The sequence below is a fragment of the Mesorhizobium sp. M0808 genome (assembly GCF_040320025.1).
In the GTDB taxonomy this organism is placed as follows: Bacteria; Pseudomonadota; Alphaproteobacteria; order Rhizobiales; family Rhizobiaceae; genus Mesorhizobium.
In genome coordinates this window covers 48,233-68,663 of sequence record NZ_JAMYOX010000014.1, presented here as the reverse complement: position 1 = coordinate 68,663, position 20,431 = coordinate 48,233, and the positions used below count along the sequence as shown (strand labels likewise).

Here is a 20,431-nt window from a genome sequence, read left to right as displayed (position 1 = left end):
ATGGTCAACAGTCACTGCCGCGCAATGCAGCTATTGTCCGACCGAGGCGATGCGGTCTGTCACTTCGCGGTCGCTGGCAAACCCGTCATCCTCGCGCAGCTTCTGGCCGATCAACTGCACCAATTCCGGATTATCGGCGAATTTGGTGTGGTTGAAGCGGTCGGCTCCCTTGACGCTGGAGAGATCGACGACCGACACGCCATAGCTGGCGAGGTCGGCGGCGTCCTTGTAGTCGCCGACGCGCGGCCGCGCACCGGCGATCAGACCGGAGAGCCGCAGCGCCCGGTCGTCGTCGGAGAGCAGCAGGATGAACGGCTTGTCCGGCTTGCCGTAGCGGCGCATCTGGCTCTTGAACACGTCGACGTCGATGTCGGGCGAGGCCAGCACGACGTCGCCGAGCTTGCCGCCCAGATCGCGGTCGCCGGTGATGGCGAGCTGGCGCAGCGCCTCCATGGTAACCCAGGTCCCCAGCGAATGGGCGACGATGTCGATGCGCCGTGCGCCGGTCTGCGCCAGCATTCTCAGCGTCACTTCGAGCTGGTCGCGGGCAACGCTGGCGCTTTCCTTGTCGTAGACGTAGTCGGTGGTCTTTGCGCCCGACGCCCAGGAAAACAGCACCGGGGTGCCCGGATAGCCGGAATCATGGGTGATCTGCGTGACGCGGTAGACGGCGTCGTCGAAGCCGGTGTTGTAGCCGTGGACGAAGACCATGACACGGCCGCCGCGCGCCGCGATGTCGGCGCTGAGCGCGCTGGAGAATTTCGGCTGGGTGTCGTAGCCGACGACCTCGGAAGCCATGAAGTATTTGGCCGGATCGTCCGACTTGCCGCGCGAGCGCCGCTCGATCTGGCCTGTCTTGTGGATGCCGGGGACGGTGACGTTGACGCGGGCATAGTTCAGCGTCGCCGAGCGCTCGCCGTCGAAGACCTTGTCGGGATCGTCGGAGCGCTTGCGCGTGGTTGCGATGAAGATCGAGTGGTTGCCGGCGATTTCCGTCACCGGCACCGCCATCATGGCGCTGCCGAGCAGTTCCTCGGTTTGACGCCCGCCGCAGCCGGCGAGCAGCGCGGCAATGAGAATGATGCAAATCGTCTTCAAGGGCACTTAAGCAATTCCACTCCGGCCTGACCAAAGGCCCATCCACCTCCGCCGCACCTCCCGGACAGGCCAAGTGCGGCGGAAGTAAGTCGCAGGCGCCGAAATGCGCTCAGCGCCTCGCGACTGCCATCGCACTGTTGCGCGAAAGCCAGAACGGCGGCAGGAACGCCGGAATGTTGGAAAACGGCAGCACTTCCGGCTTCAGCCTTATGCCGAGCACGTCGGTCATGAAGGCGCGGCGCGCCTCGATGCGGCGCCAGGCTTCGGGATAGCGCGCGGCGATCTCTTCGCGCAGCGCCTCGTCGGCCAGCGCGATGCCGTCCTCGATGTTTGTGGTGAAATAATCGGTGCCGGTCGCCGGGATGATGTCGACCTGCAAGGCTATGCCCGACTTCAATCTGATGTCGGAGCCGGAAAATACCGGCGAATGCATCCATTCGTCGATATGGATGAGATGGCCGGGGTTGAGCGCTACGCCGAAGAACCGATCGCCGATGCGGTCGTGCACCGCTTGCCACAACGCGCCGCCGGGAACGCCGATGCCGACCGTCTCGTACCAGTCGACGACGGCGCAGAAATAGGGCGCGACCAGCTTCTCGACATAGTCCTGGATGCCCCTCGGAAGCTCGGCCGCGTCCTCGACCAGAAAACCGGCGCGCGCATTGAGCGAGCCCTGGATGCCATAGGCCATGGTGATCGGGTCGCCGCGCTTGATGATGTCGAGGCGCGGGCTCGGCAGGCCATAGGCCGCACGCTTGCCGGTCGACAGCATCGGGTGACAGCATTGCGGCAGGCCGTTGATGCCCATCAGCCGCGCCGCCTGCAATTCGGTCATGCCGGGTTCGATGCCTTGCAGGACGTTGCGCAGGCCTTGCGAGGAATAGGTCGCGGCGAATTCGAACGCGGCCAGCTGGTCGGCCTCGTTGATGGCGCGCAGGCCGTCGGTAGGATTCATCAAAAGGTTCGCCGCGTTGACGATCACGCCCCTATCGCCGGCAAGGCTGCGCAACGTGTCGGCGATGAAGGACGGCAGGTCGAGCGTCGTTTCGCCAAAACCCGCATCGCCGGGGCCGAACGGCTTCCAGCCGATGGCGCCGATGCGCTGGCCGGCTTTCAGGCCGCAATCGACGAGGATGTCGGCCAGCGCTTGCGAGCGGTCGCGCGGCTGCGCCGGCAGCGAAAACGTCTGGTAGAGCACGCGCTCGTACGGCCCATCGCAGATCTCGGCATAGCCCCAGCCCTCATTGCCGACCAGCAGTTTCGGCGGCTTGCCGGGAACGATGACCAGCAGCGTCTCCTCGAAGCGCGGATCGTAGCCGCAGAGGTAGGCGACATTGGCCGCATGTTCGCGGTCGCCATAGACGACGAAGGCATCGAACCCGCCGCGCGCGACCAGTGCCGCGATGCGGGCCTCACAGGTGGCGCGCGTAACCAGCGGCATCACCGTCGGCTCGCCGAATTCCGGCAGCGACACGGTTTTCCGGGCAACCGATGCGACAGGCATGAGCAAACGCCCCCAAATGCTTACGTTGATTCCGGAAATGCCCCTTCGGGGCGGCCGGACAATGGCTTCGCGAGGCCGGATATGCAATAGCGGGACCGAACTCGCGTAGCCTGTGGAGTGCTCTTGCCATGACTAGTTTCTCCTCTCGCGTCGCTGCTGCCGCTGCGGCGATCCGCGAGATTTTTCCGGAGACGCCGCTGCAGGAAAACGACTATCTGTCGAAGAAGACCGGCGCGCGGGTGCTGCTGAAGCGCGAGGACCTGACGCCGGTGCGTTCCTACAAGATCCGCGGCGCCTTCAACTTCTTCCGCAAGACGCTCGCCGCCGGCAACGAGGCCGAGCTGTTCGTGTGCGCTTCCGCCGGCAATCATGCACAGGGCTTTGCCTTCGTCTGCCGCCATTTCGGCAAAAAGGGCGTCGTCTTCATGCCGGTGACCACGCCGCAGCAGAAGATCGACAAGACGCGGCTGTTCGGCGGCGTCTTCGTCGAGATCAGGCTGGTCGGCGATTTTTTCGACGACTGCTACCGCGCCGCACTCGAATTCACCGAAACTGCCGGCGCCCACATGGTGCCGCCTTTCGACCACAAGGACATTATCGAAGGGCAGGCGACCGTCGCCTACGAGATATCAGGCCAGATGCCCGGTGCGCGCATGGCTGATATCGTCATGCTGCCGGTCGGCGGCGGCGGCCTGGCCGCCGGCGTCATCCATTATTTCGCCGACCAGCAGCGAGAGACACGCTTCGTCTTTTGCGAGCCGGCCGGCGCCCCGAGCCTGAGCGAGAGCCTCGCCACCGGAAAGCGGGTCAAGCTCGCCAAGGTCGACAATTTCGTCGACGGCGCGGCGGTGGCCGAGATCGGCCGCGAGCCGCTGCGCCACCTCAGGGAGTTTGCCGCCGACACCGTGCGGCTGATCCCGGAAAACCGGCTCTGCGCGACCATGATCGAAATGCTCAATGTCGAAGGCGTCGTGCTCGAGCCGGCCGGCGCGCTGGCGATCGATGCGCTCAAGGATTTTTCCAGGAAGGAAATCAGGGGCAAGACCATCGTTGCCGTGGTGTCGGGCGGCAATTTCGATTTCGAGCGGCTGCCCGATGTGAAGGAACGGGCGCTGCGCTTCGAGGGCTTGAAGAAATACTTCATCATCCGCTTTCCGCAACGGCCCGGCGCGCTGCGCGATTTCCTCGAATTGCTGGGTCCCGACGACGACATCGCCCGCTTCGAATATCTGAAGAAATCGGCGCGCAATTTCGGTTCGGTGCTGATCGGCATCGAAACCAAGGACCGCCGCAATTTCGACCTGCTCAAGGCGAATTTCGACGCCGAGAGCGTCCATTACCAGGACATCACAGACAACGAGACGCTCGCCGGGTTCATCATATGAGCAGCAACGATCTTCCGAACGCTCCGGCGAACGTTTTTATCGCGCTGTTTTCCGGCATCAATATCGGCGGCAACCGCATCGTCAAGATGGCGGAACTCAGGTCATTTTTCGAGCAGCTCGGCTTCTCCGATGTCGCCACCTATGTGCAGAGCGGCAACGCCGTGTTCCGGTCGCCAGATGGCGATGCGGCGACGCTGACCAAGCGGTTGGAAGCGGAATTCGAGAAGAAATGGGGATTCCATTCACGCATCATGGTGCGCGATCTCGGCTGGCTCGAGCGGCTGGCGGCGGACAATCCCTATCCGGAAGTGGCCGGCGAGCCGACCAAGCTGCATGCCTATGCGCTGGAGCGCCGGCCGACCGCCGAGGAGGTCGCCCGGCTGGCGGAAAAATGTACCGGGCCAGAACGCTTCGAGATCAAGGGCGACGTGCTCTACCTGCATGCGCCTGACGGGCTCGGCAAATCGGTGTTTGCCAATCTCATTCCGCGCGTTCTGAAGGTGCCGGGCACGGCGCGCAATTGGCGCACCGTGCTGATGCTGCTGGACATGGCCCAGGCCGGCGGTTGACAGGTCGTCTACGCGGCCGGAGCGCGTTTCCAGTCGAATGCCAGCTCTTCACGGAAGGCGAAGCGCTTGATGTGCTCGGCGACGACCGTTTCCAGGCGCTCGAGCGAGCCGGCTTCATCGGTCGTCACCGCAATGTGCAGCGCAGCCGGGTCGGCATCGAGAACCGTGCGGCCGAGCGTCAGATCGATGGTGCCGTGGTTCGGGTCGAATTCGACGGGAAACTTGTGCGCCCAATGTTTGCACAGCTGCTGCAGATAGCGGCTGGCGTGTTCGGTGGCGACGTCGACATGGCTGGTCGGCATAAATGAATTCTCCTGGGGCACGCCCCTGTTGGCGTGATTGGGCGCCAGCCTGGGAGGCGGGCGCGACAACCGGATAGATAGGTGCCGTCTCGCGGATCGGCAAAGGCTGCCGGACGCATCCGCCCCCAGGCGGGGCCAAAACTCGCGACACATAGGCGCCCGACGCGGACCGCGCGGACGAACGTGCTCGCGATCATTAACTCAGGTCGATTGACCGCCGATCTTCTCCCGCGTCAGCCCCGGTATCGCAGGGTCTCCACAACGATGCTGAACGCGGGCGTCGGCTGGCGTCGGCTCGGGTAATAGAGGTGATATCCCGAATAGGGCGGAGTCCAGTCCGAGAGCATTTGGACGAGTTGGCCGCTGTCGAGGTAGGGCTGAACCTGGCCTTGCGGCAAGTAAGTCACGCCGAAACCATCCAGAGCGGCTTGCAACATCGGATTCCCGCTGTTGAACGTCAGTTGTCCGTCGACGCGCACCCGCAGCTCCCGGCCGTTCTTCTCAAATTCCCATGCATAAAGTCCGCCATAGGTCGGCAGGCGAAGATTGATGCAGTCGTGGCTCGTCAGATCCTGAGGCGTTCGCGGCATTGGGCGTCCGGCGAAGTAGGACGGCGCCGCGACCGCTGCCATGCGCAAATTCGGTCCGATGGGCACGGCGATCATGTCCTTGGCCACCATCCCGCCGAGCCGCACGCCGGCGTCGTATTGCTCCGCGACGATATCGGTCAGGCCGTAGTCGATGACGATCTCCAATTTTACGTCGGGATAGCGCGGAAGCAGCTTGTGAAGCGCGGGCCAGAGCACAGCCCCAACGGCATATTCATCCGTCGTAATACGGATGTTGCCGGCCGGCTTCTCCCGCAATTCGCTGAGCGCCGCGAGTTCGAAGTCGATCTCCGCGAACCGCGGAGCCAAGGTCCGAAGGAGGCGTTCACCCGCCTCTGTCGTCGTCACGCTGCGGGTCGTCCGCGTGAGCAGCCGAACTCCCAGGCGCTCTTCGAGCGCACGCATCCCGTGGCTCAGGGCGGATGGAGAGATGGCGAGCTTGGCGGCGGCCCGAGTGAAACTTCGCTCGCTCGCGACCATGACGAAGGCGGCAAGATCGTTGAGGTTCGCTCGAGCCATTGCTGAATCTCACTCACAAATACATGCACAAACTAGCACCTAATCGCATGATTGGGCGACCCTTATATTGCTTGCGAGCAGAACAGCCTGCCACACAACGGGCACGGCGCGACGCCCACCACGGCCATGATCCATCTTCCCGTCACCGAAGCCCTCGACGGCAAGGCGGTCGAGTGGACGGAGAAAGTGACGGATGAGGAATATCTCGCCGGCCCACCAAGGAGAGTCTCCGATGAGCGAAAAGCCCAAAGCCTTCTGCAGTCCGTTTGGGGACATCGCTTCCGCGCTCGCGGGCTACACCGATGACGTTCTGTTCGGCGATGTCTGGAAGCGGCCCGGCCTGTCGCCGCGCGACCGCAGCCTGATCTCAGTGGCGACGCTGATCGCCCTCTACCGGACAAACGAGCTGCCGTTCCACCTGAAATTTGCGTTCCAGAACGGCGTCACGCGCGACGAACTGGTCGAGACGATCACCCATCTCGCCTTCTACGCCGGCTGGCCCACCGCCAGCACGGCGGTCGGAATCGCGCGCAAGGTCTTCGAAGAAACCGACGCGGGAGAATGAGAATGCTGAACCGCACGCTCGGTGACAGCGGCCTTGTGGTCTCGGCCATCGGGCTGGGCTGCATGGGCCTGAATTATCACCGTGGCCCGGCTCCAGACCGTCAGGAGACGATCGCGCTCGTCCGGGCGGCGGTCGAGCGCGGTGTCACCTTCTTCGACACCGCCGAGGTATATGGTCCGTTCACCAATGAGGAACTCGTGGGGGAGGCGCTGGAGCCGTTCCGCAAGGACGTCGTCATCGCCACCAAGTTCGGCCACGACTTCAGTCGCTGCAGATCCAGCGGGCTCGATAGCCGCCCCGAACGCATCCGGCAAGCGGCCGAAGGGTCGCTGAAGCGGCTGCGGGTCGATGCGATCGACCTGTTCTATCAGCACCGGGTCGATCCCGACGTCCCGATCGAGGACGTCGCCGGCGCGATGAAGGACCTGATCGCGCAAGGCAAGGTCAAGCAGTTCGGTCTCAGCGAGGCAGGCGCCTCGACCATCCGCCGCGCCCATGCGGTTCAGCCGGTCGCGGCGATCCAGAGCGAATATTCCCTGTGGTGGCGTGAGCCCGAGGCGGAGGTGTTGCCCGCTTGCGAGGAACTGGGGATCGGCTTCGTCCCTTACAGCCCGCTGGGCAGGGGCTTCCTCACCGGCAAGATCGACGAAACCACCAGCTTCGGCGGTAACGACAACCGCGCCAGCTTGCCGCGCTTTACGCCCGAGGCCCGCAAGGCGAACCGCCCCGTGGTCGACCTGCTGGAAAGAATCGGCGCGCAGAAACGCGCGACGCCCGCACAGATCGCGCTCGCCTGGCTGCTGGCGCAAAAGCCCTGGATCGTCCCAATCCCAGGCACCACCAAGCTCAACCGGCTCGAGGAGAACATCGCCGCGGCAGGGATCGAGCTCTCGCCCGACGATCTACGGCACATCGAGGACGCTGCCGCGCAAATCACCGTGCAAGGCGACCGTTACCCTCAGGCGGAGGCGGAGCTCACGCGGCGTTAGCGGCGCACACGCCGAACCGACACATTTACAGGAGATATTTCCATGAACATTGCATTCGAGGGGAGGGTCGCGCTGGTGACAGGCGCGGCGTCCGGACTGGGCCTCGCCACAGCGAAAGCCTTCGCGGAATCGGGGGCGTCCGTCGCGCTCGCCAACTGGAACGAAGACGCGGTGCGTGCTGCGGTCGATGAACTGACCGCTCAAGGCCATAAGGTCCTCGCCATTCGTTGCGATGTCGCCGATGACGCACAGGTCGAAGCCATGGTCGCGCATACGGTCGCGGCCTTCGGCCGGCTCGATGCCGCCTACAACAATGCGGGCGTGCAGAATGTCCTCGCGGAAACGGCCGACGCCACCCGGGAAGATTACGACCGAGTCATGGGGATCAATCTCCGCGGCGAATGGAGCTGCATGAAATTCGAACTGCAGCAGATGCGCAACCAGGGTAGCGGCGCGATCGTCAATTGCTCTTCACTCGGGGGACTTGTGGGAGGTGCCGAGCGCGGGATCTACCATGCCGCCAAGCACGGAGTGCTTGGGTTCACCAAGAGCGCGGCTCTCGAATATGCAGCACGCGGCATCCGTATCAACGCCATATGCCCAGGGCTCATTTGGACGCCGATGGCCGACCAGATGGTGGCCGGCGGTCAGGGCGATGCGCTCAGGGCGATGGAAAAGAGCATTCCGATGGGACGGGTTGGCCGCCCCGAGGAAATTGCGAATGCAGTCCTGTGGCTCTGCAGCGACGCTGCGAGCTATGTGACCGGCCAGTCCATCTCGGTGGACGGCGGTTTTGTCATGCGCTGAAGAGGACGAGGAAAACCATGCAAGGAGCAGTTCTATACGGTCCGGGAGACGTGCGTTTCGAGGACCGTGCCGAGCCGAAAATCCTGGCCTCGACCGATGCCATCATCCGGATCGCGGCGACCTGCGTATGCGGGTCGGACCTCTGGCCCTACCGCGGCCTGCAAGCGTCCTCCGGGCCGACACCGATGGGACATGAATATTGCGGACTCGTCGAAGAGGGGAGGCCCAGACATGACGAGATGGTCTGAAGACGAATTGCGCGAGATCGCCGAAGCCGACAACTTGCACATTGCGCCGTTCAGGGAAGATGGCGTGACATATGGCACCCCAACCTGGATCTGGTCCGTGGCAGTCGACGGCGTCCTCTATGCGCGCGGCTACAATGGACAGGACTCACGATGGTACCAAGCCGCCATCCGGCAGAAGGGCGGACGGATCATCGCCGCTCGCATGACGAAGGACGTCGCCTTCGAGCCGGTCGACGGGCCGATCAACGACCGTATCGATGACGCCTATCGGGCGAAGCATCGCGGAAACCCGTACCTTAGCCCGATGATCGGTGCGCGCGCTCGGTCCGCCACCGTCAGGATTGTACCGCTGCTGCCTGAGTAGCAAGCTCACCGAAGGACCACGGCTCACCAGCCAAAGGCTTGCCGAGCGATCCTCCCCATTAGACACAACCCGCCCAGCAATGCCGGCTCAAGATGGCGTGATCGGTTACCAGCTGCCGGTGTTCGGCATCGACGCCCACGGCTCGGCCTTCGGCTTGGCCGGACCTTTCTGCAACAGCTCGATCGAGATGCCGTCCGGCGATTTGACGAACGCCATGTTGCCGTCGCGCGGCGGCCGGTTGATGGTAACGCCATTGTCCATCAGCCGCTGACAGGTGGCGTAGATGTCGTCGACCTCATAGGCGAGATGGCCGAAATTGCGGCCGCCCTTGTAGTCTTCCGGGTCCCAATTGTAGGTCAGCTCGACCAGCGGCGCTTTCTCGCTGATGCCGCTTTGCTCGTCTTCGGGGGCGGCGAGGAAGATCAGCGTGTAGCGGCCCTGCTCGTTTTCATGGCGGCGCACTTCCTTGAGGCCAAGCTTGTTGCAGTAGAAATCGAGCGAAGCATCGATGTCGGCGACGCGGACCATGGTGTGCAGATAGCGCATGATTTCCTCCTTATGTTGCGTTGCGGCGCAACATAGGGGCGGCCCGGCCAAAGGGCAATTGGCCACGTTTGCCGGCGCCGGCAAACGGCAAATCCGCTATTCCTGTATGGAACCGTGAAAAAAGGCACGTCAGGTCTTGCACACACCGGAAGCCGCGGTGTTAATCTGATACCAAGAATCAGTTGCAGTGTTTCTTGAAAAAAGGGGGCGTTCTTATGGGGGAAAAGGCCTCTTTCATGGGGCGGGACGGGGCCGGTAACGATACGTTGAAGCGGGATGAGAGCGCCGATACGGCCGATCTCGTCGAAATCGCCGGCGCCATCAAATGGTTCGACGTGGCCAAGGGCTACGGTTTCATCCTTCCCGATGATGGTACTTCGGGCGACATCCTCCTCCATGTGACATGCCTTCGAAAGGATGGTTTTCAGACCGCCCTGGAAGGCGCCCGTGTCGTCTGCCTGGTCAAGCAGGGCGAGCGCGGGCTGCAGGCCTTCCGCGTGCTCTCGATGGATGTCACCACGGCGGTGCATCCGGCGGAGCTACAGGAGCAGCGCACCCATGTCGCGGTGACGCCGGAAAGCGGCCTCGAACGGGCGCTGGTCAAATGGTTCAACCGTACCAAGGGGTTCGGCTTTCTGACCCGGGGCGAGGGCACCGAGGACATTTTCGTCCACATGGAGACGCTGCGCCGCTACGGCATCACCGAACTCCGGCCGGGCCAGGTGGTGCTGGTCCGCTTCGGACGCGGCGACAAAGGCCTTATGGCTGCCGAAATTCACCCCGATATGGGTACCTTGCCGGTCTCGCATTAGTTCCGGCCGAGGATTTCATATGGCTCACAGGAACCGGGTGACGGCGGGCGCGCTCTGCGCCGGGATTTTCCTCATCGTCGCCACAAGTGCGTTCTTCTATTTTCAACAACCGAGTTCCGCCGACGGCAAGGCGATGATCCTTCCCGTCGACCCGGCGCCGCTGGTCGCGGTGACGAAGGCCGGCGAGCGTTCTTTTTCCGTGGAAATCGCCGACACGCCCGCCGAGCGCGAAGCCGGGCTGATGTTCCGCCGGCACATGGCCGACAATCACGGCATGCTGTTCGTGTTCGGCGCGCCGCAGGATGTGAGTTTCTGGATGAAGAACACGCCGATGCCGCTCGACCTGATCTTCGTCGGCCAGGACGGCCGGATCCGGGCGATCGAGCAAGGCGAGCCGCAGTCGGAGGCGATCATCTCGCCGGACGAACCGGTGCGCTTCGTGCTCGAGCTCAAGGCGGGCACGGCTGCCAAAAAGGGCATTGAGGACGGCGACCTGCTGCGCCATCCGGCCATCGGCACGGCGGCGGGGCCGGCCATGCCGCCGCCCGACAAGGGCGATGCGCCGAGTGTCGATTCCGACTGAGCGGGCAGGATCTTCGGCCGATGCAGTTCTTCTCCCATGACGGTTTCGACCTTGCTTTCCTTGACCGCCAGCCGGCATCGGGGCAGGGCGATCCGGTGCTGATGATCCACGGCTTTGCCTCGAGCCATTACGTCAACTGGGTGTCGCCCGGCTGGTTCAAGACGCTGAACGACGCCGGCTACCGTGCGATCGCCTTCGACAATCGCGGCCATGGCTCGTCGTCGAAGAGCTATGACGAAGCCGACTACACGCCGGCAAAAATGGCGTCGGACGCGGCAGCGCTTTTGAACCATCTCGGCATCGAACGCGCTCATGTCATGGGTTACTCGATGGGCGCGCGCATATCGGCCTTCCTGGCGCTCTCCGACCCGGAGAAGGTGGCGACGCTGGTCTTCGGCGGTCTCGGCATCGGCATGGTCGACGGCGTCGGCGACTGGGATCCGATAGCCGACGCCCTTCTGGCCGACGATCCGGCAGGCACCAGCGATCCGCGCGGCCGCTCGTTCCGCGCCTTCGCCGATCAGACCCGCAGCGATCGCCGGGCGCTCGCCGCCTGCATCGCCACCTCGCGCGAATTGCTGAGCGAGGCCGACCTTGCCCGCATTGCCCAGCCGACGCTGATCGCCGTCGGCAGCAAGGACGACATCGGTGGTTCGCCGGATGAACTCGCCACCCTGATGCCCAACGCCAGGGCTTTTCATATCGAAGGCCGCGACCATATGCTGGCGGTCGGCGACAAGACCTTCAAGCAGCGCGTGCTGGAGTTTTATGCCGAGCATCCGCTTTGATGGATGGTTCCAAAAGCGGCCATAGGGCCTGAAGCTGGGATTCTTAGCGGTTTTGCAACGATACAGGAATTAATAAGAGCGACGTGTGGATCGGTTCAAACCCGCCGCGCGCTGAACGAGGGCAGGGGGTACGATGGCACAATGGGGAAGAAGCGACGCCGCTTTGCCGGGCGTTGTTGCGGAAAGCACGTTCGGCAAACGATCCGTTATTCTAGCGCTGACCGCATTGGCGGCAGGGGCGATTGCGATCACCGCATTGATAGCAATGCCGAGCGACGCGTCCCCACTGCTCCAGAACAGTGCGACAGGCTTCTTCGCCGCCGTATTTTTTCTGGCCGGGCCATTGGCACATCTTACCGGCGTGGTTTTCGGGTTGATGGCGCTCGGTCGTTCGAACGACAGTCGTGTGCTCGGTCTGGCTGGCATCGTAGTCAACGGCGCGTCGCTTGCGGCCGGGGTGTTCATGCTGTGGGGAATGGCATCGACCATCGGCGCGTTTACCTGATTTCGGGCAACTCTCCGGCAGGCAAGCGAGCGACGCGTCGGGCTACGATCGGCGCGGGCTGTGCCCCAGCGCCCTGAGCGAGCGCGTCATGTTATGCCGGGCCTGGGTTTCGAAGCGCCGGCGGAATTCCTCGCTGTGGAAGATATGCGGCCGCGCGAGGAAGCCCTCTAGCACTGCGGCACGGCCGGCCCGCCACATCGGCTCATCGACCCACTTATATTCGCGGCGAACCGCCTGCTCGTAGGCGTCGAACACGTCGGGCGCAGCACCCAGGATCGCCAGGTCCATGTCGAGGAACAGCGCCGCGTCGCGAACCGAATGCTGGTCGCCAAGGGGCGGCAATTCGTGGCCGGCGGTGGCAGTGATCATCGCCGCGATGTGGCCGAGGCGTTGTGCATCGGCGCGACCGGCGAGCTTTTCCTCGGCAAGTTCGGCACTCCTCGCCTCATTGTCCTTGGCGCGGCTGTCGTAGATCGCGTCGTGAAACCAGATCGCTGCCTCGACAGCTTCAGGATCATGCAACAACGCCTTGTAATCATTGGCCAGCGCCAGCATCGCCTCGATGTGGCCAAGGTCGTGGTAGTGGCGATCTTCGGCCTCATAGAGCGCGGAAAGCTCGCGCTTCAGGGTCTCGTCCATCAAGGTTGCGTTTTCCATGGCTGCTTGAAATTCCGCCAACCAAATCCATTTCACGAAGCACTAAGGAAAATTGAGTTCACCCGTGCTATGATCTGGCTTATAGGTGCGGCCGGAGAATAGGCAAGCCGCCAACCGAGACATTGGATGGCCGAGACATTGGATGGCCGGAGACATCAGATGAACAGCGTTACGATTTCCCGTCCCACCAGGGTGCAGCCGGTAGATCCGATCTGGCGTTCGATCCGCGACGAAGCGATGGAAGCGGTCAACCGCGATCCGCTGCTGGCGGCGTTCCTCTATTCGACCATCCTCAATCAGGAAAACCTGGAAGAAGCGGTCATTCACCGGCTGGCCGAGCGCCTCGCCCATCAGGACATCGGCTCCGACCTCATCCGCCAGACGTTCAAGGCGATGGCGGCCGACGACAAGGACTGGTCGACGACGGTGCGCGTCGATATCCAGGCCTATTACGACCGTGATCCGGCATGCGACCGCTTCATCATGCCGGTGCTCTACTTCAAGGGTTTTCACGCCATCCAGACGCACCGGCTGGCGCATTGGCTGTGGAACCAGGGCCGCCAGGACTTCGCGCTGTATTTGCAGAGCCGGTCGTCCTCGGTGTTCCAGACCGACATCAATCCGGCTGCCCGCATCGGCAAGGGCATCTTCCTCGACCACGCCACCGGCCTCGTCGTCGGCCAGACGGCGGTGATCGAGGACGACGTGTCGATCCTGCACGGCGTGACGCTGGGCGGCACCGGCAAGGCCGGCGGCGACCGCCATCCCAAGATCCGCTACGGCGTGCTGATCGGCGCCGGCGCCAAGATCCTCGGCAACATCGAGATCGGCCATTGCTCGAAGATCGCGGCCGGCTCGGTGGTGCTGTCGCCGGTACCGCACAACAAGACGGTTGCCGGCGTGCCGGCCCGCGTCGTCGGCGAGACCGGCTGCGACCAGCCTTCGCGGCAGATGGACCAGCTGTTGCCATCGCAGACGATGGACCACGTCGTCAGCTTCGACATCTGAGTGCTCGGGCCGGGGCTTGTCGCGTCGGACCAACTATCAATGTCGGCGCTGCCCCTCATCTGCCTGCCGGCATCTTCTCCCCGTATAGTGACGGGGAGAAGGGGCTGACTGCGGCCTCGGCACTGTTTCTGTAACGCTGGAGATTGGCGAAATTTTTTGCGAAGGCGGCCTTCTCCCCGTCACTATACGGGGAGAAGTGCCCGGCAGGGCGATGAGGGGCAGCGCAAACCTGAGGCGATTGCCCGTGTTCTCTCGCCGGCTTGCCTTTACATGGCCATTGTCGACGTGCCAGAAGCGCGCTCAAACGAAGAAGCCGACGATCGGAGAAGACTGTTGAAGCCGGACGAAATCAGAAAGCTGGACGCCTATTTCAAGCGCACCTTCCAGAACCCCAAACTCGAAGTGAAGGCGCGGCCGCGCAAGGAAGATTCGGCCGAGGTCTATGTCGGCGACGAGTTCCTTGGCATCGTCTTCAAGGACGAGGACGACGGCGATTATAATTTCTCGATGGCGATCCTCGACATCGATCTGGCCTGAGTTGGGAGTTTAGCTGGCCGCTACCCCTCAAGCGCTGCGGCGGTACGGAACCTTGCAGGACGGCGGCGGGACAGCGCCCTCCTCTGGCCTGCCGGCCATCTCCCCCACCCGGGGGGGGATTGGCAGCCTCGGCGCTGCACTCTTCCTGCAACATTGGAGATTGGCGAAAGCCAAGATGACGGCCGATCTCCCCCTTCGTGGGGGAGATGTCCGGTGGGACAGAGAGGGGCGCGAAGGATCGCTACGGAACGGCTCGTTTCGTTGCTTACCGCCCGGTCTTCAGCACACGCGCTGCTTCGGCAGAAATCGCCGCGTCGAGCCCCTGCCAGTCGCCGAGGAATTCCCGGGGGAAGCGGTAGGTGAGGCTGAGATTGTCGCCGACCAGGATGTCGCGTTCGCAGGGCGCCAGCGATTCGTCCGCGCTCGGGCCACTCAGGCAGCGTGCGACGAACGGATCCTTGCCAGGGCGATCGGCGACCGCCAGCACTTCGTTGAGATAGCCTGATTTTTCGCTGAAGGCGTAAAGCGTGGTGCCGCCAGGGCCGGGCGTACCCGGCTTGGCGATCAGCGCGCTGTAGATAGGCGCGAAGCGGCCGCTCATGTCGCGCGACATCATCTGCGGCTCGAACGACAGGAAAACGATGTCCTTGCTGGGTCCGGTGTGGTTGAAGTCGTTGCGGGCAGCCTCGCTGTAGCCGTCCATCTCGGGATAGCGCAGATAGAGGTCGAGTCGCGAGGCGATGCCGTCGCGCCGGGCCTGGGCAAAGCGGATGACATTGGCCGGCACGGCTATGACGTTGTTGCCGATGACGACCCTGTGGACCGTGGTGTCGTCGGTGTACCCGGCCATGGCGATCGAGCGGCCGAACCATTTGCCGCCAAGGCTGATCGCCACCGAAAGCAGCGCCAGCGTCGCGAATGCATAAAACACCCGCCTCATCAGCGTCGAATCGACAACGCTGAGTTGCGGGCCCTCTGTGGCGGCTGCCTGCTTCATCGCGACCCTCATTTGCCGTCCATCGGGTGTGCCTGAGCGGCACATCTCGGCGCGGCACGGCTCTTGCTTCGCAGCTTTGCGGGCGACTGTGCGATTTCATGGTAAACGGAGGGTAAAGATGGGCCCTGTCGAACAAATCATATTCAGTTTTATGGCTGGGCTGACGGCTTGCGGCCTGACCGGATCGGCGATGGAGCTGATCGCCGGCCGCAAGCTTGCCTTCGTCCAGCCCTATCTATCGTCGAAGCACACGCTGCGCTCGCTCGCCGCGACGGCTTGCGCCGGGCCGCTGATGTTCGCCAACGAGGCGCTGGACGCCTGGCGCGAGCGTCGCATCTCGGTGCTGGGGCTGATCTCCTGCGGCTGTACGGCGACCATCTGGGCGCTGGCGCTGGGCATGGTGGTGATCGCCATTGCGTCCTGGGCGGCTTCGCTTCTAGGGTCTGGCAGCTTGTCGGTGTGAGACGATCTGGAGACAGCAATGCCGATCTACGCGATTGACGGAAAAGCGCCCGCCTTCGAGGACGCCGACAGCAACTGGATCGCGCCCGATGCCACCCTGATCGGCAATATCAGGATTGGCCGCAATGCCGGCTTCTGGTTCGGCGTCGTCGTCCGCGGCGACGACGAGCCGATCGTCATCGGCGCCGACACAAACGTGCAGGAGCACACAATCATGCACACCGACGCCGGCTTTCCGCTGACCGTCGGCCAAGGCTGCACGATCGGCCATCGCGCCTTGTTGCATGGCTGCACCATCGGTGACAACAGCCTGATCGGCATGGGCGCCATCGTGCTGAACGGCGCGAAAATCGGCAACAACTCGCAGGTCGGCGCCGGCGCGCTGGTCACCGAAGGCAAGGAATTCCCCGACAATTCGCTGATCGTCGGCTCACCCGCGCGCGTCGTCAGGATGCTCGACGAGGACGCAGTCGCCAGGCTGCGCGCCTCGGCCGCGTATTATGTGGCAAACGGCAGGCGGTTTAGGGCTGGGTTGAGGAAGGCATAGCCGACCCGGAAATGGCGGAGCCGGGCCTTAAGATATCGAAGCATAACCCCTTCCAAGTCAAACCGGCTGGGCGGTCGGCCGGAACAAGATCTCGTTGATATCGACGTCGTCGGGCTCGTTGATCGCGAAGGCGACCGTTCGGGCAAACGTATCTGGCCCCACGGCGATCTTGCTCACGAAGTCCCTGGTCCCCTGCTGGATATCCTTCTCGCTGATATGCTCGAGCAACTCTGTGCTGACAGCGCCCGGCGAGATCACCGTGGTGCGGATATTGTAGGGTTTCACCTCTTTCCGCAGACCCTCGGATATCGCACGCACCGCGAACTTGGTGGCGCAATAGACCGCCGCACCCGGGTCGACCACATGGCCGTATACGGATGAGACATTGATAATGTGCCCCGATCGCTGCTCCTTCATGTACGGAAGCGCGGCCGCGATGCCGTAAAGGACGCCCTTGATGTTGACGTCGATCATCCGGTCCCATTCGTCGACCTTGAGCCGTTCGAGCGGGGCCAACGGCATGAGGCCCGCATTGTTGAGCATCACGTCGATGCGGCCGAATTCCCGGACCGCCGTGTTCACCAGGTTCTGGACCTGGCCGGCGTCGGTGACGTCCGTAGTAACGGCCTTGGCTTTGTGCCCAGCGGCGGTCAGTTCCTGGACAAGGGCGTCGATGCGGTGTGACCGGCGTGCACCCAGGACCACGGAAGCGCCTCGTGCGGCATGATGGCGTGCCGTCGCTTCACCGAGGCCACTGCTGGCACCGGTGATGACGACGACCTTGTTCTCGATTCCTTCGGACATGAGATTCTCCTAGACAAGAATTGAAAGAGTTCAGGTGCGGGGCCGGCCGAGGCGGCGAGCAAGGCCGAGCCCGTGAGCAGGACGGCGGCGAGAAGGAAGGCGCTCCACCAGCCGGCCACGTCGAACAGCAGGCCTCCTGCAATAGCGCCGCCTGCGATCGCGAACTGGATCAGGGCGACCTGGAGTCCGCCCCCGGCCTCCAGGTCTTCAGGGATGAGCGTGCTCATCCAGGTGTTCCACGCCACCGGGATCGGGGTAGCGAACAGTCCCCAAAGAACCAGCAGGCCGGCCGTGGCGCGTGCAAACGGTCCAAAGGCAATCAGCAGTAGAGCGAAGACCGCGAGTGCACTCGGCAGCCCGATCAGCACGGCTGTGAGGTGCCGCCGGAGTATGAAGCCGACAATCGACAGTCCCGCCACGCCACCGAGGCCGACGCCCAATAGAGCCAGTGAGAGGGTGTTGACCTCAAGGCCCGTCACGTTTTCCAGAAACGGCCGCAGATAGATCGAGAGCGCGTTCTGCCCGATGAAAGCGAGCCCGGTCGCGCCCATGCCGATGGCGAATCTGCGATTCCGCAGCAGGCCGAACATGCTCGACACCGAGGCGATCTCTATCGGCGGCATCTTCGGGAGAACGGCCAACTGCCACACGAGCGCCGCAAGGCCGATGGGGACAGTGACGAAAAAGGTTCCCCGCCATCCGATCAGCGATCCGAGGAAGCTGCCGACGGGCGCGGCGATCACCAATGCGAAGGCAGTGCCACCCTGGAGCAAGGCAATGGCCTTAGGCAGGTCGGGTCCCGCGGCCAGGCGGGCCAGAATGGCCGTCGACAGTGACCAGAAACCGCCGATCGCGATGCCGACCAGCGCCCGCCCGGCCAGGAAGACCAGGAAGTTGGGAGCAAGCGCCACCGCCAGGCTCGATGCGGCCAGCACTGCCGTATAGACCAGAACCACCGTCCGTCGATCGACGTTTCGCAACAGCGAGTTGCCGAAGAGGCTGGTAACCACGGCGAAGAATCCGGATACCGCGATTGCCTGGCCTGCCTGACCCTCGGAGACGGCCAGATCCTGAGCGATCGGGGTGAGCAGGCTCACCGGCAGGAACTCCAGTCCGACCAGAAGGAAGGTCAGAAGCGACAGGCAGACCACCGCAGACCATGGGGTCGTCCCGCTGTCAGCAGCAGTGGCCTCGTCCAGCACGAAATCGATGGTCATAAGGCAGTCTCCTGTCCGTTCCCGAGCTAAGTAGTCGGGCTGGCCAAATGCGACTAGCGGGTATAATTTTGATGTGGTTGTGAATGAGGCTCATCAATGCCACGCGACGAGTTCGCCGAAATGCGCGCGTTCCTGGAGATCACCCGGACGCGGAGCTTCACCCGAGCAGCCGCCAAGCTCGGGGTCACTCCTTCGGCCCTTAGCCACACGATCAAGTCGCTGGAGTCGCGGCTTGGCGTCCGTCTTCTGTCTCGCACCACGCGCGACGTGGCCCCGACGGCGGCCGGTCAACGCCTCAAGGAAGGCATCGAACCACATTTCGAAGGCATCGCGGCTGAGGTCAGCGCTCTCGGCGTCCTTCGCGACAGGCCGTCCGGCAACATTCGCCTGGTGTGCACCGACGATTCGGTCGACATTGTCTTCCGCGCCCGGCTGCCAAAGTTCCTGAGCGACTTCCCCGATATCAATGTCGAGCTGGTGGTCGACAACGCCTTCACCAACATCGTCGAGCGCCAGTTCGATGCCGGCGTGCGTCTGGGCGAGTCCATTGCCCGGGATATGGTAGCCGTGCGCATCGGAGCCGACGTGACCTACACTGTGGTCGGCTCACCCCATTACTTCGCCCACCGGACACCGCCGGAGACGCCGCAGGAACTGACCGACCATAACTGCATCAACTACCGGCTGCCGACGTCAGGATCGGTCTATGCCTGGGAATTGCGGGAAGGAGCGCGCGAGTTCAGTGCTCGGGTCGAGGGGCAACTGACGCTTAACAACATGGGGCCGGCGATCCAGGCCGCGCTTGACGGAGTGGGCTTGGCCTATCTACCGCGTGAACTCGTCCTTCCACACATTGAGAGTGGCCTTCTTCAGGAAGTCCTGACCAAATGGTGCCCGACGTTCCAGGGCTACCACCTGTACTATCCAAGCCGACGCCATCCCTCTCCGGCGTTTTCCGCCTTTGTCGACGCGTTCCGTATCAGGGGCAAGTAACAGCGTTTCGACGGCAAACGGCAGCTCGTATCCCACAAACGATCGTGAGACAGCTTGGATGACGAAGCGCAGTTGGAGGCAAAGCCGAGACAACTGTATCGAGATGTGTTCCGCCAGAAATGGTGGAGCCGGCCCGGGGACGGGGCCGGCTCCTTAAACCCGGTCGTTGGGGACGGGGAGGGTGGGGACTCGACCGGGTTTCTCCTAAAGCGCGAAGTCATGCGACGCACTTAACCTCTGTTTTATGCATGTCGTTATCCCAAAACCGCTACGCGCTTTTGGGCGACATCCATTGGCGTCCTCAGCGGACGCTGGCGACCGCGTCGGAGCGGCCGTCGTTGATCGTCACCCAGGCGCCGGAATTCCGCTCGGACTGGCGCTTCAGGTAGGTGTAGCCGGTATTGGTCCAGGACAGCACCTTGGGCTGGAGATTGTCGAGGATGAACTCGCCAAGGCTGGTGCGCACGGTCAGCACCGCATGGCCGTCGCCATTGCGCTGGCGCACCACCGTCATCAGCAGATCGCCGGCCGGCACGCCGATGCTCATCAGCTCGCGGCGCTTTTCCAGCGCATAGTCCTCGCAGTCGCCGAAGCCGCTATTGGGAAAGGACCAGACTTCCTCCTTGCCCCACATTTCCATGTCGGTGCGCGGCGCGACCCTGCTGTTGACCGAATTGTTGACCTTGACGATCGTTGCCCACAGCTTGCGGGTCAGCTCGACGGGTGCCCGGCCAGGCGTCCTCTGATTGCATTCCTGCGGAAGCTGCTGGCACAATTCGTAGTGTCCGACCGGCTGCGTGGTGCGGCCGCCGGTGTGCATGAAGGCCGGCTCCGCCGCGTTTACAGTCCCCCAACCGAAAAGCTGCATCGCTATTGCCGCCAGCAACAGCTTGCCCCTCATCCTGTTCATTATTCAGTCTCCCCGTTTGAGGAGACAATGACACGGCTGGATTTATTTGACGCAAAAGCGCGAAGTAGACATTAAGTAAAACGCCAATAGAATAAACATAAAATTTG

At 63.2% G+C, this 20,431-nt stretch carries 24 protein-coding genes and 2 pseudogenes; 16 read left to right on the top strand and 10 right to left on the bottom strand.

Features of this window, described 5'->3' with window-relative positions:
- Window positions 1–30 precede the first annotated feature (30 nt).
- Window positions 31–1,104 carry an alpha/beta hydrolase gene (locus NKI25_RS17740; RefSeq protein ID WP_352458455.1) on the bottom strand — a complete coding sequence of 358 codons (1,074 nt, stop codon included), beginning with the start codon at window positions 1,102–1,104 and terminating at the stop codon, window positions 31–33.
- Between the two features lie 103 nt (window positions 1,105–1,207).
- Window positions 1,208–2,602, bottom strand: a complete 1,395-nt coding sequence (locus NKI25_RS17735) for a hypothetical protein (protein WP_352998883.1) — start codon at window positions 2,600–2,602, stop codon at window positions 1,208–1,210.
- Window positions 2,603–2,730: 128 nt separating this feature from the next.
- On the opposite strand from NKI25_RS17735, the gene ilvA reads away from it, so the two are divergent.
- Window positions 2,731–3,987: a threonine ammonia-lyase IlvA gene (gene ilvA / locus NKI25_RS17730; protein WP_352998881.1), complete on the top strand. Its 1,257-nt coding sequence runs from the start codon at window positions 2,731–2,733 to the stop codon at window positions 3,985–3,987.
- A complete protein-coding gene (locus tag NKI25_RS17725) occupies window positions 3,984–4,556 on the top strand; it encodes a DUF1697 domain-containing protein (protein WP_352998879.1) in 573 nt (190 codons plus the stop codon). Before ilvA ends, NKI25_RS17725 begins: the two co-directional genes overlap by 4 nt.
- Window positions 4,557–4,564: 8 nt before the next feature.
- Here the strand turns inward: NKI25_RS17725 and NKI25_RS17720 are convergent, their stop codons facing one another.
- Window positions 4,565–4,858, bottom strand: coding sequence for a DUF2218 domain-containing protein (locus NKI25_RS17720; protein ID WP_352787345.1), 294 nt, complete (start codon window positions 4,856–4,858; stop codon window positions 4,565–4,567).
- A gap of 233 nt (window positions 4,859–5,091) precedes the next feature.
- A complete protein-coding gene (locus NKI25_RS17715) occupies window positions 5,092–5,985 on the bottom strand; it encodes a LysR family transcriptional regulator (protein ID WP_023674788.1) in 894 nt (297 codons plus the stop codon).
- Window positions 5,986–6,217: 232 nt separating this feature from the next.
- Between NKI25_RS17715 and NKI25_RS17705 the strand changes: the two genes are divergently transcribed.
- The 5 genes and pseudogenes from NKI25_RS17705 to NKI25_RS17685 all read left to right on the top strand — a co-directional run bounded on the left by NKI25_RS17705 (window position 6,218) and on the right by NKI25_RS17685 (window position 8,958).
- Window positions 6,218–6,550, top strand: coding sequence for a carboxymuconolactone decarboxylase family protein (locus NKI25_RS17705; protein WP_023674789.1), 333 nt, complete (start codon window positions 6,218–6,220; stop codon window positions 6,548–6,550).
- 2 nt (window positions 6,551–6,552) lie between these two features.
- Entirely contained in the window at window positions 6,553–7,539 is a 987-nt protein-coding gene (locus NKI25_RS17700) for an aldo/keto reductase (protein WP_352570889.1), read from the top strand.
- Window positions 7,540–7,581: 42 nt separating this feature from the next.
- Complete coding sequence (locus NKI25_RS17695; protein ID WP_352593819.1) at window positions 7,582–8,346, top strand: SDR family NAD(P)-dependent oxidoreductase; 765 nt, start codon at window positions 7,582–7,584, stop codon at window positions 8,344–8,346.
- Window positions 8,347–8,363: 17 nt separating this feature from the next.
- A pseudogene (locus NKI25_RS17690) lies at window positions 8,364–8,564 on the top strand (alcohol dehydrogenase catalytic domain-containing protein); the annotation flags it as partial.
- A gap of 13 nt (window positions 8,565–8,577) precedes the next feature.
- Complete coding sequence (locus NKI25_RS17685) at window positions 8,578–8,958, top strand: DUF2255 family protein (protein WP_023674792.1); 381 nt, start codon at window positions 8,578–8,580, stop codon at window positions 8,956–8,958.
- Window positions 8,959–9,063: 105 nt separating this feature from the next.
- Here the strand turns inward: NKI25_RS17685 and gloA are convergent, their stop codons facing one another.
- Window positions 9,064–9,504, bottom strand: a complete 441-nt coding sequence (gene gloA / locus NKI25_RS17680) for a lactoylglutathione lyase (protein ID WP_023674793.1) — start codon at window positions 9,502–9,504, stop codon at window positions 9,064–9,066.
- Between the two features lie 215 nt (window positions 9,505–9,719).
- Between gloA and NKI25_RS17675 the strand changes: the two genes are divergently transcribed.
- From NKI25_RS17675 to NKI25_RS17660, 4 genes are all read left to right on the top strand, one after another.
- On the top strand, window positions 9,720–10,316 hold the full coding sequence (locus NKI25_RS17675; protein WP_036238076.1) for a cold-shock protein: 597 nt from the start codon (window positions 9,720–9,722) through the stop codon (window positions 10,314–10,316).
- 19 nt (window positions 10,317–10,335) lie between these two features.
- Window positions 10,336–10,899, top strand: coding sequence for a DUF192 domain-containing protein (locus NKI25_RS17670; protein WP_023674794.1), 564 nt, complete (start codon window positions 10,336–10,338; stop codon window positions 10,897–10,899).
- Window positions 10,900–10,919: 20 nt separating this feature from the next.
- Window positions 10,920–11,687: an alpha/beta fold hydrolase gene (locus NKI25_RS17665; RefSeq protein WP_023674795.1), complete on the top strand. Its 768-nt coding sequence runs from the start codon at window positions 10,920–10,922 to the stop codon at window positions 11,685–11,687.
- 133 nt (window positions 11,688–11,820) lie between these two features.
- Complete coding sequence (locus NKI25_RS17660; RefSeq protein WP_156937280.1) at window positions 11,821–12,192, top strand: hypothetical protein; 372 nt, start codon at window positions 11,821–11,823, stop codon at window positions 12,190–12,192.
- 42 nt (window positions 12,193–12,234) lie between these two features.
- Here NKI25_RS17660 and NKI25_RS17655 read toward each other — a convergent pair whose 3' ends face one another.
- Window positions 12,235–12,849, bottom strand: a complete 615-nt coding sequence (locus NKI25_RS17655; RefSeq protein ID WP_023674797.1) for an HD domain-containing protein — start codon at window positions 12,847–12,849, stop codon at window positions 12,235–12,237.
- Window positions 12,850–13,008: 159 nt separating this feature from the next.
- On the opposite strand from NKI25_RS17655, the gene cysE reads away from it, so the two are divergent.
- Both cysE and NKI25_RS17645 read left to right on the top strand, forming a co-directional pair.
- The gene (cysE, locus tag NKI25_RS17650) at window positions 13,009–13,857 is read left to right on the top strand and encodes a serine O-acetyltransferase (protein ID WP_023717455.1); all 849 of its coding nucleotides are present in this window, start codon (window positions 13,009–13,011) and stop codon (window positions 13,855–13,857) included.
- A 333-nt stretch (window positions 13,858–14,190) separates the two neighbouring features.
- A complete protein-coding gene (locus tag NKI25_RS17645; protein WP_023674799.1) occupies window positions 14,191–14,394 on the top strand; it encodes a DUF3126 family protein in 204 nt (67 codons plus the stop codon).
- A 265-nt stretch (window positions 14,395–14,659) separates the two neighbouring features.
- Here the strand turns inward: NKI25_RS17645 and NKI25_RS17640 are convergent, their stop codons facing one another.
- On the bottom strand, window positions 14,660–15,391 hold the full coding sequence (locus NKI25_RS17640) for a hypothetical protein (RefSeq protein ID WP_352998876.1): 732 nt from the start codon (window positions 15,389–15,391) through the stop codon (window positions 14,660–14,662).
- A 118-nt stretch (window positions 15,392–15,509) separates the two neighbouring features.
- Between NKI25_RS17640 and NKI25_RS17635 the strand changes: the two genes are divergently transcribed.
- Both NKI25_RS17635 and NKI25_RS17630 read left to right on the top strand, forming a co-directional pair.
- Window positions 15,510–15,854: a DUF6949 family protein gene (locus NKI25_RS17635; protein ID WP_352998874.1), complete on the top strand. Its 345-nt coding sequence runs from the start codon at window positions 15,510–15,512 to the stop codon at window positions 15,852–15,854.
- Between the two features lie 18 nt (window positions 15,855–15,872).
- Window positions 15,873–16,400: a gamma carbonic anhydrase family protein gene (locus NKI25_RS17630; protein WP_352998873.1), complete on the top strand. Its 528-nt coding sequence runs from the start codon at window positions 15,873–15,875 to the stop codon at window positions 16,398–16,400.
- A gap of 57 nt (window positions 16,401–16,457) precedes the next feature.
- Here NKI25_RS17630 and NKI25_RS17625 read toward each other — a convergent pair whose 3' ends face one another.
- Together NKI25_RS17625 and NKI25_RS17620 are read right to left on the bottom strand one after the other, a co-directional pair.
- Window positions 16,458–17,204 (bottom strand): SDR family oxidoreductase, encoded by a 747-nt coding sequence (locus NKI25_RS17625; protein ID WP_023674804.1) that lies wholly within the window; start codon window positions 17,202–17,204, stop codon window positions 16,458–16,460.
- Window positions 17,205–17,245: 41 nt separating this feature from the next.
- Window positions 17,246–18,421, bottom strand: a pseudogene (locus NKI25_RS17620) (MFS transporter); the annotation flags it as partial.
- A gap of 96 nt (window positions 18,422–18,517) precedes the next feature.
- Between NKI25_RS17620 and NKI25_RS17615 the strand changes: the two are divergent.
- Window positions 18,518–19,414, top strand: coding sequence for a LysR family transcriptional regulator (locus tag NKI25_RS17615; RefSeq protein WP_023674806.1), 897 nt, complete (start codon window positions 18,518–18,520; stop codon window positions 19,412–19,414).
- A 301-nt stretch (window positions 19,415–19,715) separates the two neighbouring features.
- Here the strand turns inward: NKI25_RS17615 and NKI25_RS17610 are convergent, their stop codons facing one another.
- Entirely contained in the window at window positions 19,716–20,315 is a 600-nt protein-coding gene (locus NKI25_RS17610; RefSeq protein ID WP_198023528.1) for a transglutaminase-like cysteine peptidase, read from the bottom strand.
- Window positions 20,316–20,431 lie beyond the last annotated feature (116 nt).

Coding starts and splice junctions, on each gene's coding strand:
- NKI25_RS17670 (WP_023674794.1), top strand. CDS start 10,336: ATGGCTCACAGGAACCGGGTGACGGCGGGCGCGCTCTGCGCCGGGATT.
- NKI25_RS17700 (WP_352570889.1), top strand. CDS start 6,553: ATGCTGAACCGCACGCTCGGTGACAGCGGCCTTGTGGTCTCGGCCATC.
- NKI25_RS17725 (WP_352998879.1), top strand. CDS start 3,984: ATGAGCAGCAACGATCTTCCGAACGCTCCGGCGAACGTTTTTATCGCG.
- NKI25_RS17660 (WP_156937280.1), top strand. CDS start 11,821: ATGGCACAATGGGGAAGAAGCGACGCCGCTTTGCCGGGCGTTGTTGCG.
- NKI25_RS17705 (WP_023674789.1), top strand. CDS start 6,218: ATGAGCGAAAAGCCCAAAGCCTTCTGCAGTCCGTTTGGGGACATCGCT.
- NKI25_RS17615 (WP_023674806.1), top strand. CDS start 18,518: ATGCCACGCGACGAGTTCGCCGAAATGCGCGCGTTCCTGGAGATCACC.
- NKI25_RS17625 (WP_023674804.1), bottom strand. CDS start 17,204: ATGTCCGAAGGAATCGAGAACAAGGTCGTCGTCATCACCGGTGCCAGC.
- NKI25_RS17735 (WP_352998883.1), bottom strand. CDS start 2,602: ATGCCTGTCGCATCGGTTGCCCGGAAAACCGTGTCGCTGCCGGAATTC.
- NKI25_RS17695 (WP_352593819.1), top strand. CDS start 7,582: ATGAACATTGCATTCGAGGGGAGGGTCGCGCTGGTGACAGGCGCGGCG.
- NKI25_RS17665 (WP_023674795.1), top strand. CDS start 10,920: ATGCAGTTCTTCTCCCATGACGGTTTCGACCTTGCTTTCCTTGACCGC.
- NKI25_RS17685 (WP_023674792.1), top strand. CDS start 8,578: ATGACGAGATGGTCTGAAGACGAATTGCGCGAGATCGCCGAAGCCGAC.
- NKI25_RS17715 (WP_023674788.1), bottom strand. CDS start 5,985: ATGGCTCGAGCGAACCTCAACGATCTTGCCGCCTTCGTCATGGTCGCG.
- NKI25_RS17630 (WP_352998873.1), top strand. CDS start 15,873: ATGCCGATCTACGCGATTGACGGAAAAGCGCCCGCCTTCGAGGACGCC.
- NKI25_RS17720 (WP_352787345.1), bottom strand. CDS start 4,858: ATGCCGACCAGCCATGTCGACGTCGCCACCGAACACGCCAGCCGCTAT.
- NKI25_RS17635 (WP_352998874.1), top strand. CDS start 15,510: ATGGGCCCTGTCGAACAAATCATATTCAGTTTTATGGCTGGGCTGACG.
- cysE (WP_023717455.1), top strand. CDS start 13,009: ATGAACAGCGTTACGATTTCCCGTCCCACCAGGGTGCAGCCGGTAGAT.
- NKI25_RS17610 (WP_198023528.1), bottom strand. CDS start 20,315: ATGAGGGGCAAGCTGTTGCTGGCGGCAATAGCGATGCAGCTTTTCGGT.
- gloA (WP_023674793.1), bottom strand. CDS start 9,504: ATGCGCTATCTGCACACCATGGTCCGCGTCGCCGACATCGATGCTTCG.
- NKI25_RS17675 (WP_036238076.1), top strand. CDS start 9,720: ATGGGGGAAAAGGCCTCTTTCATGGGGCGGGACGGGGCCGGTAACGAT.
- NKI25_RS17640 (WP_352998876.1), bottom strand. CDS start 15,391: ATGAAGCAGGCAGCCGCCACAGAGGGCCCGCAACTCAGCGTTGTCGAT.
- NKI25_RS17655 (WP_023674797.1), bottom strand. CDS start 12,849: ATGGAAAACGCAACCTTGATGGACGAGACCCTGAAGCGCGAGCTTTCC.
- ilvA (WP_352998881.1), top strand. CDS start 2,731: ATGACTAGTTTCTCCTCTCGCGTCGCTGCTGCCGCTGCGGCGATCCGC.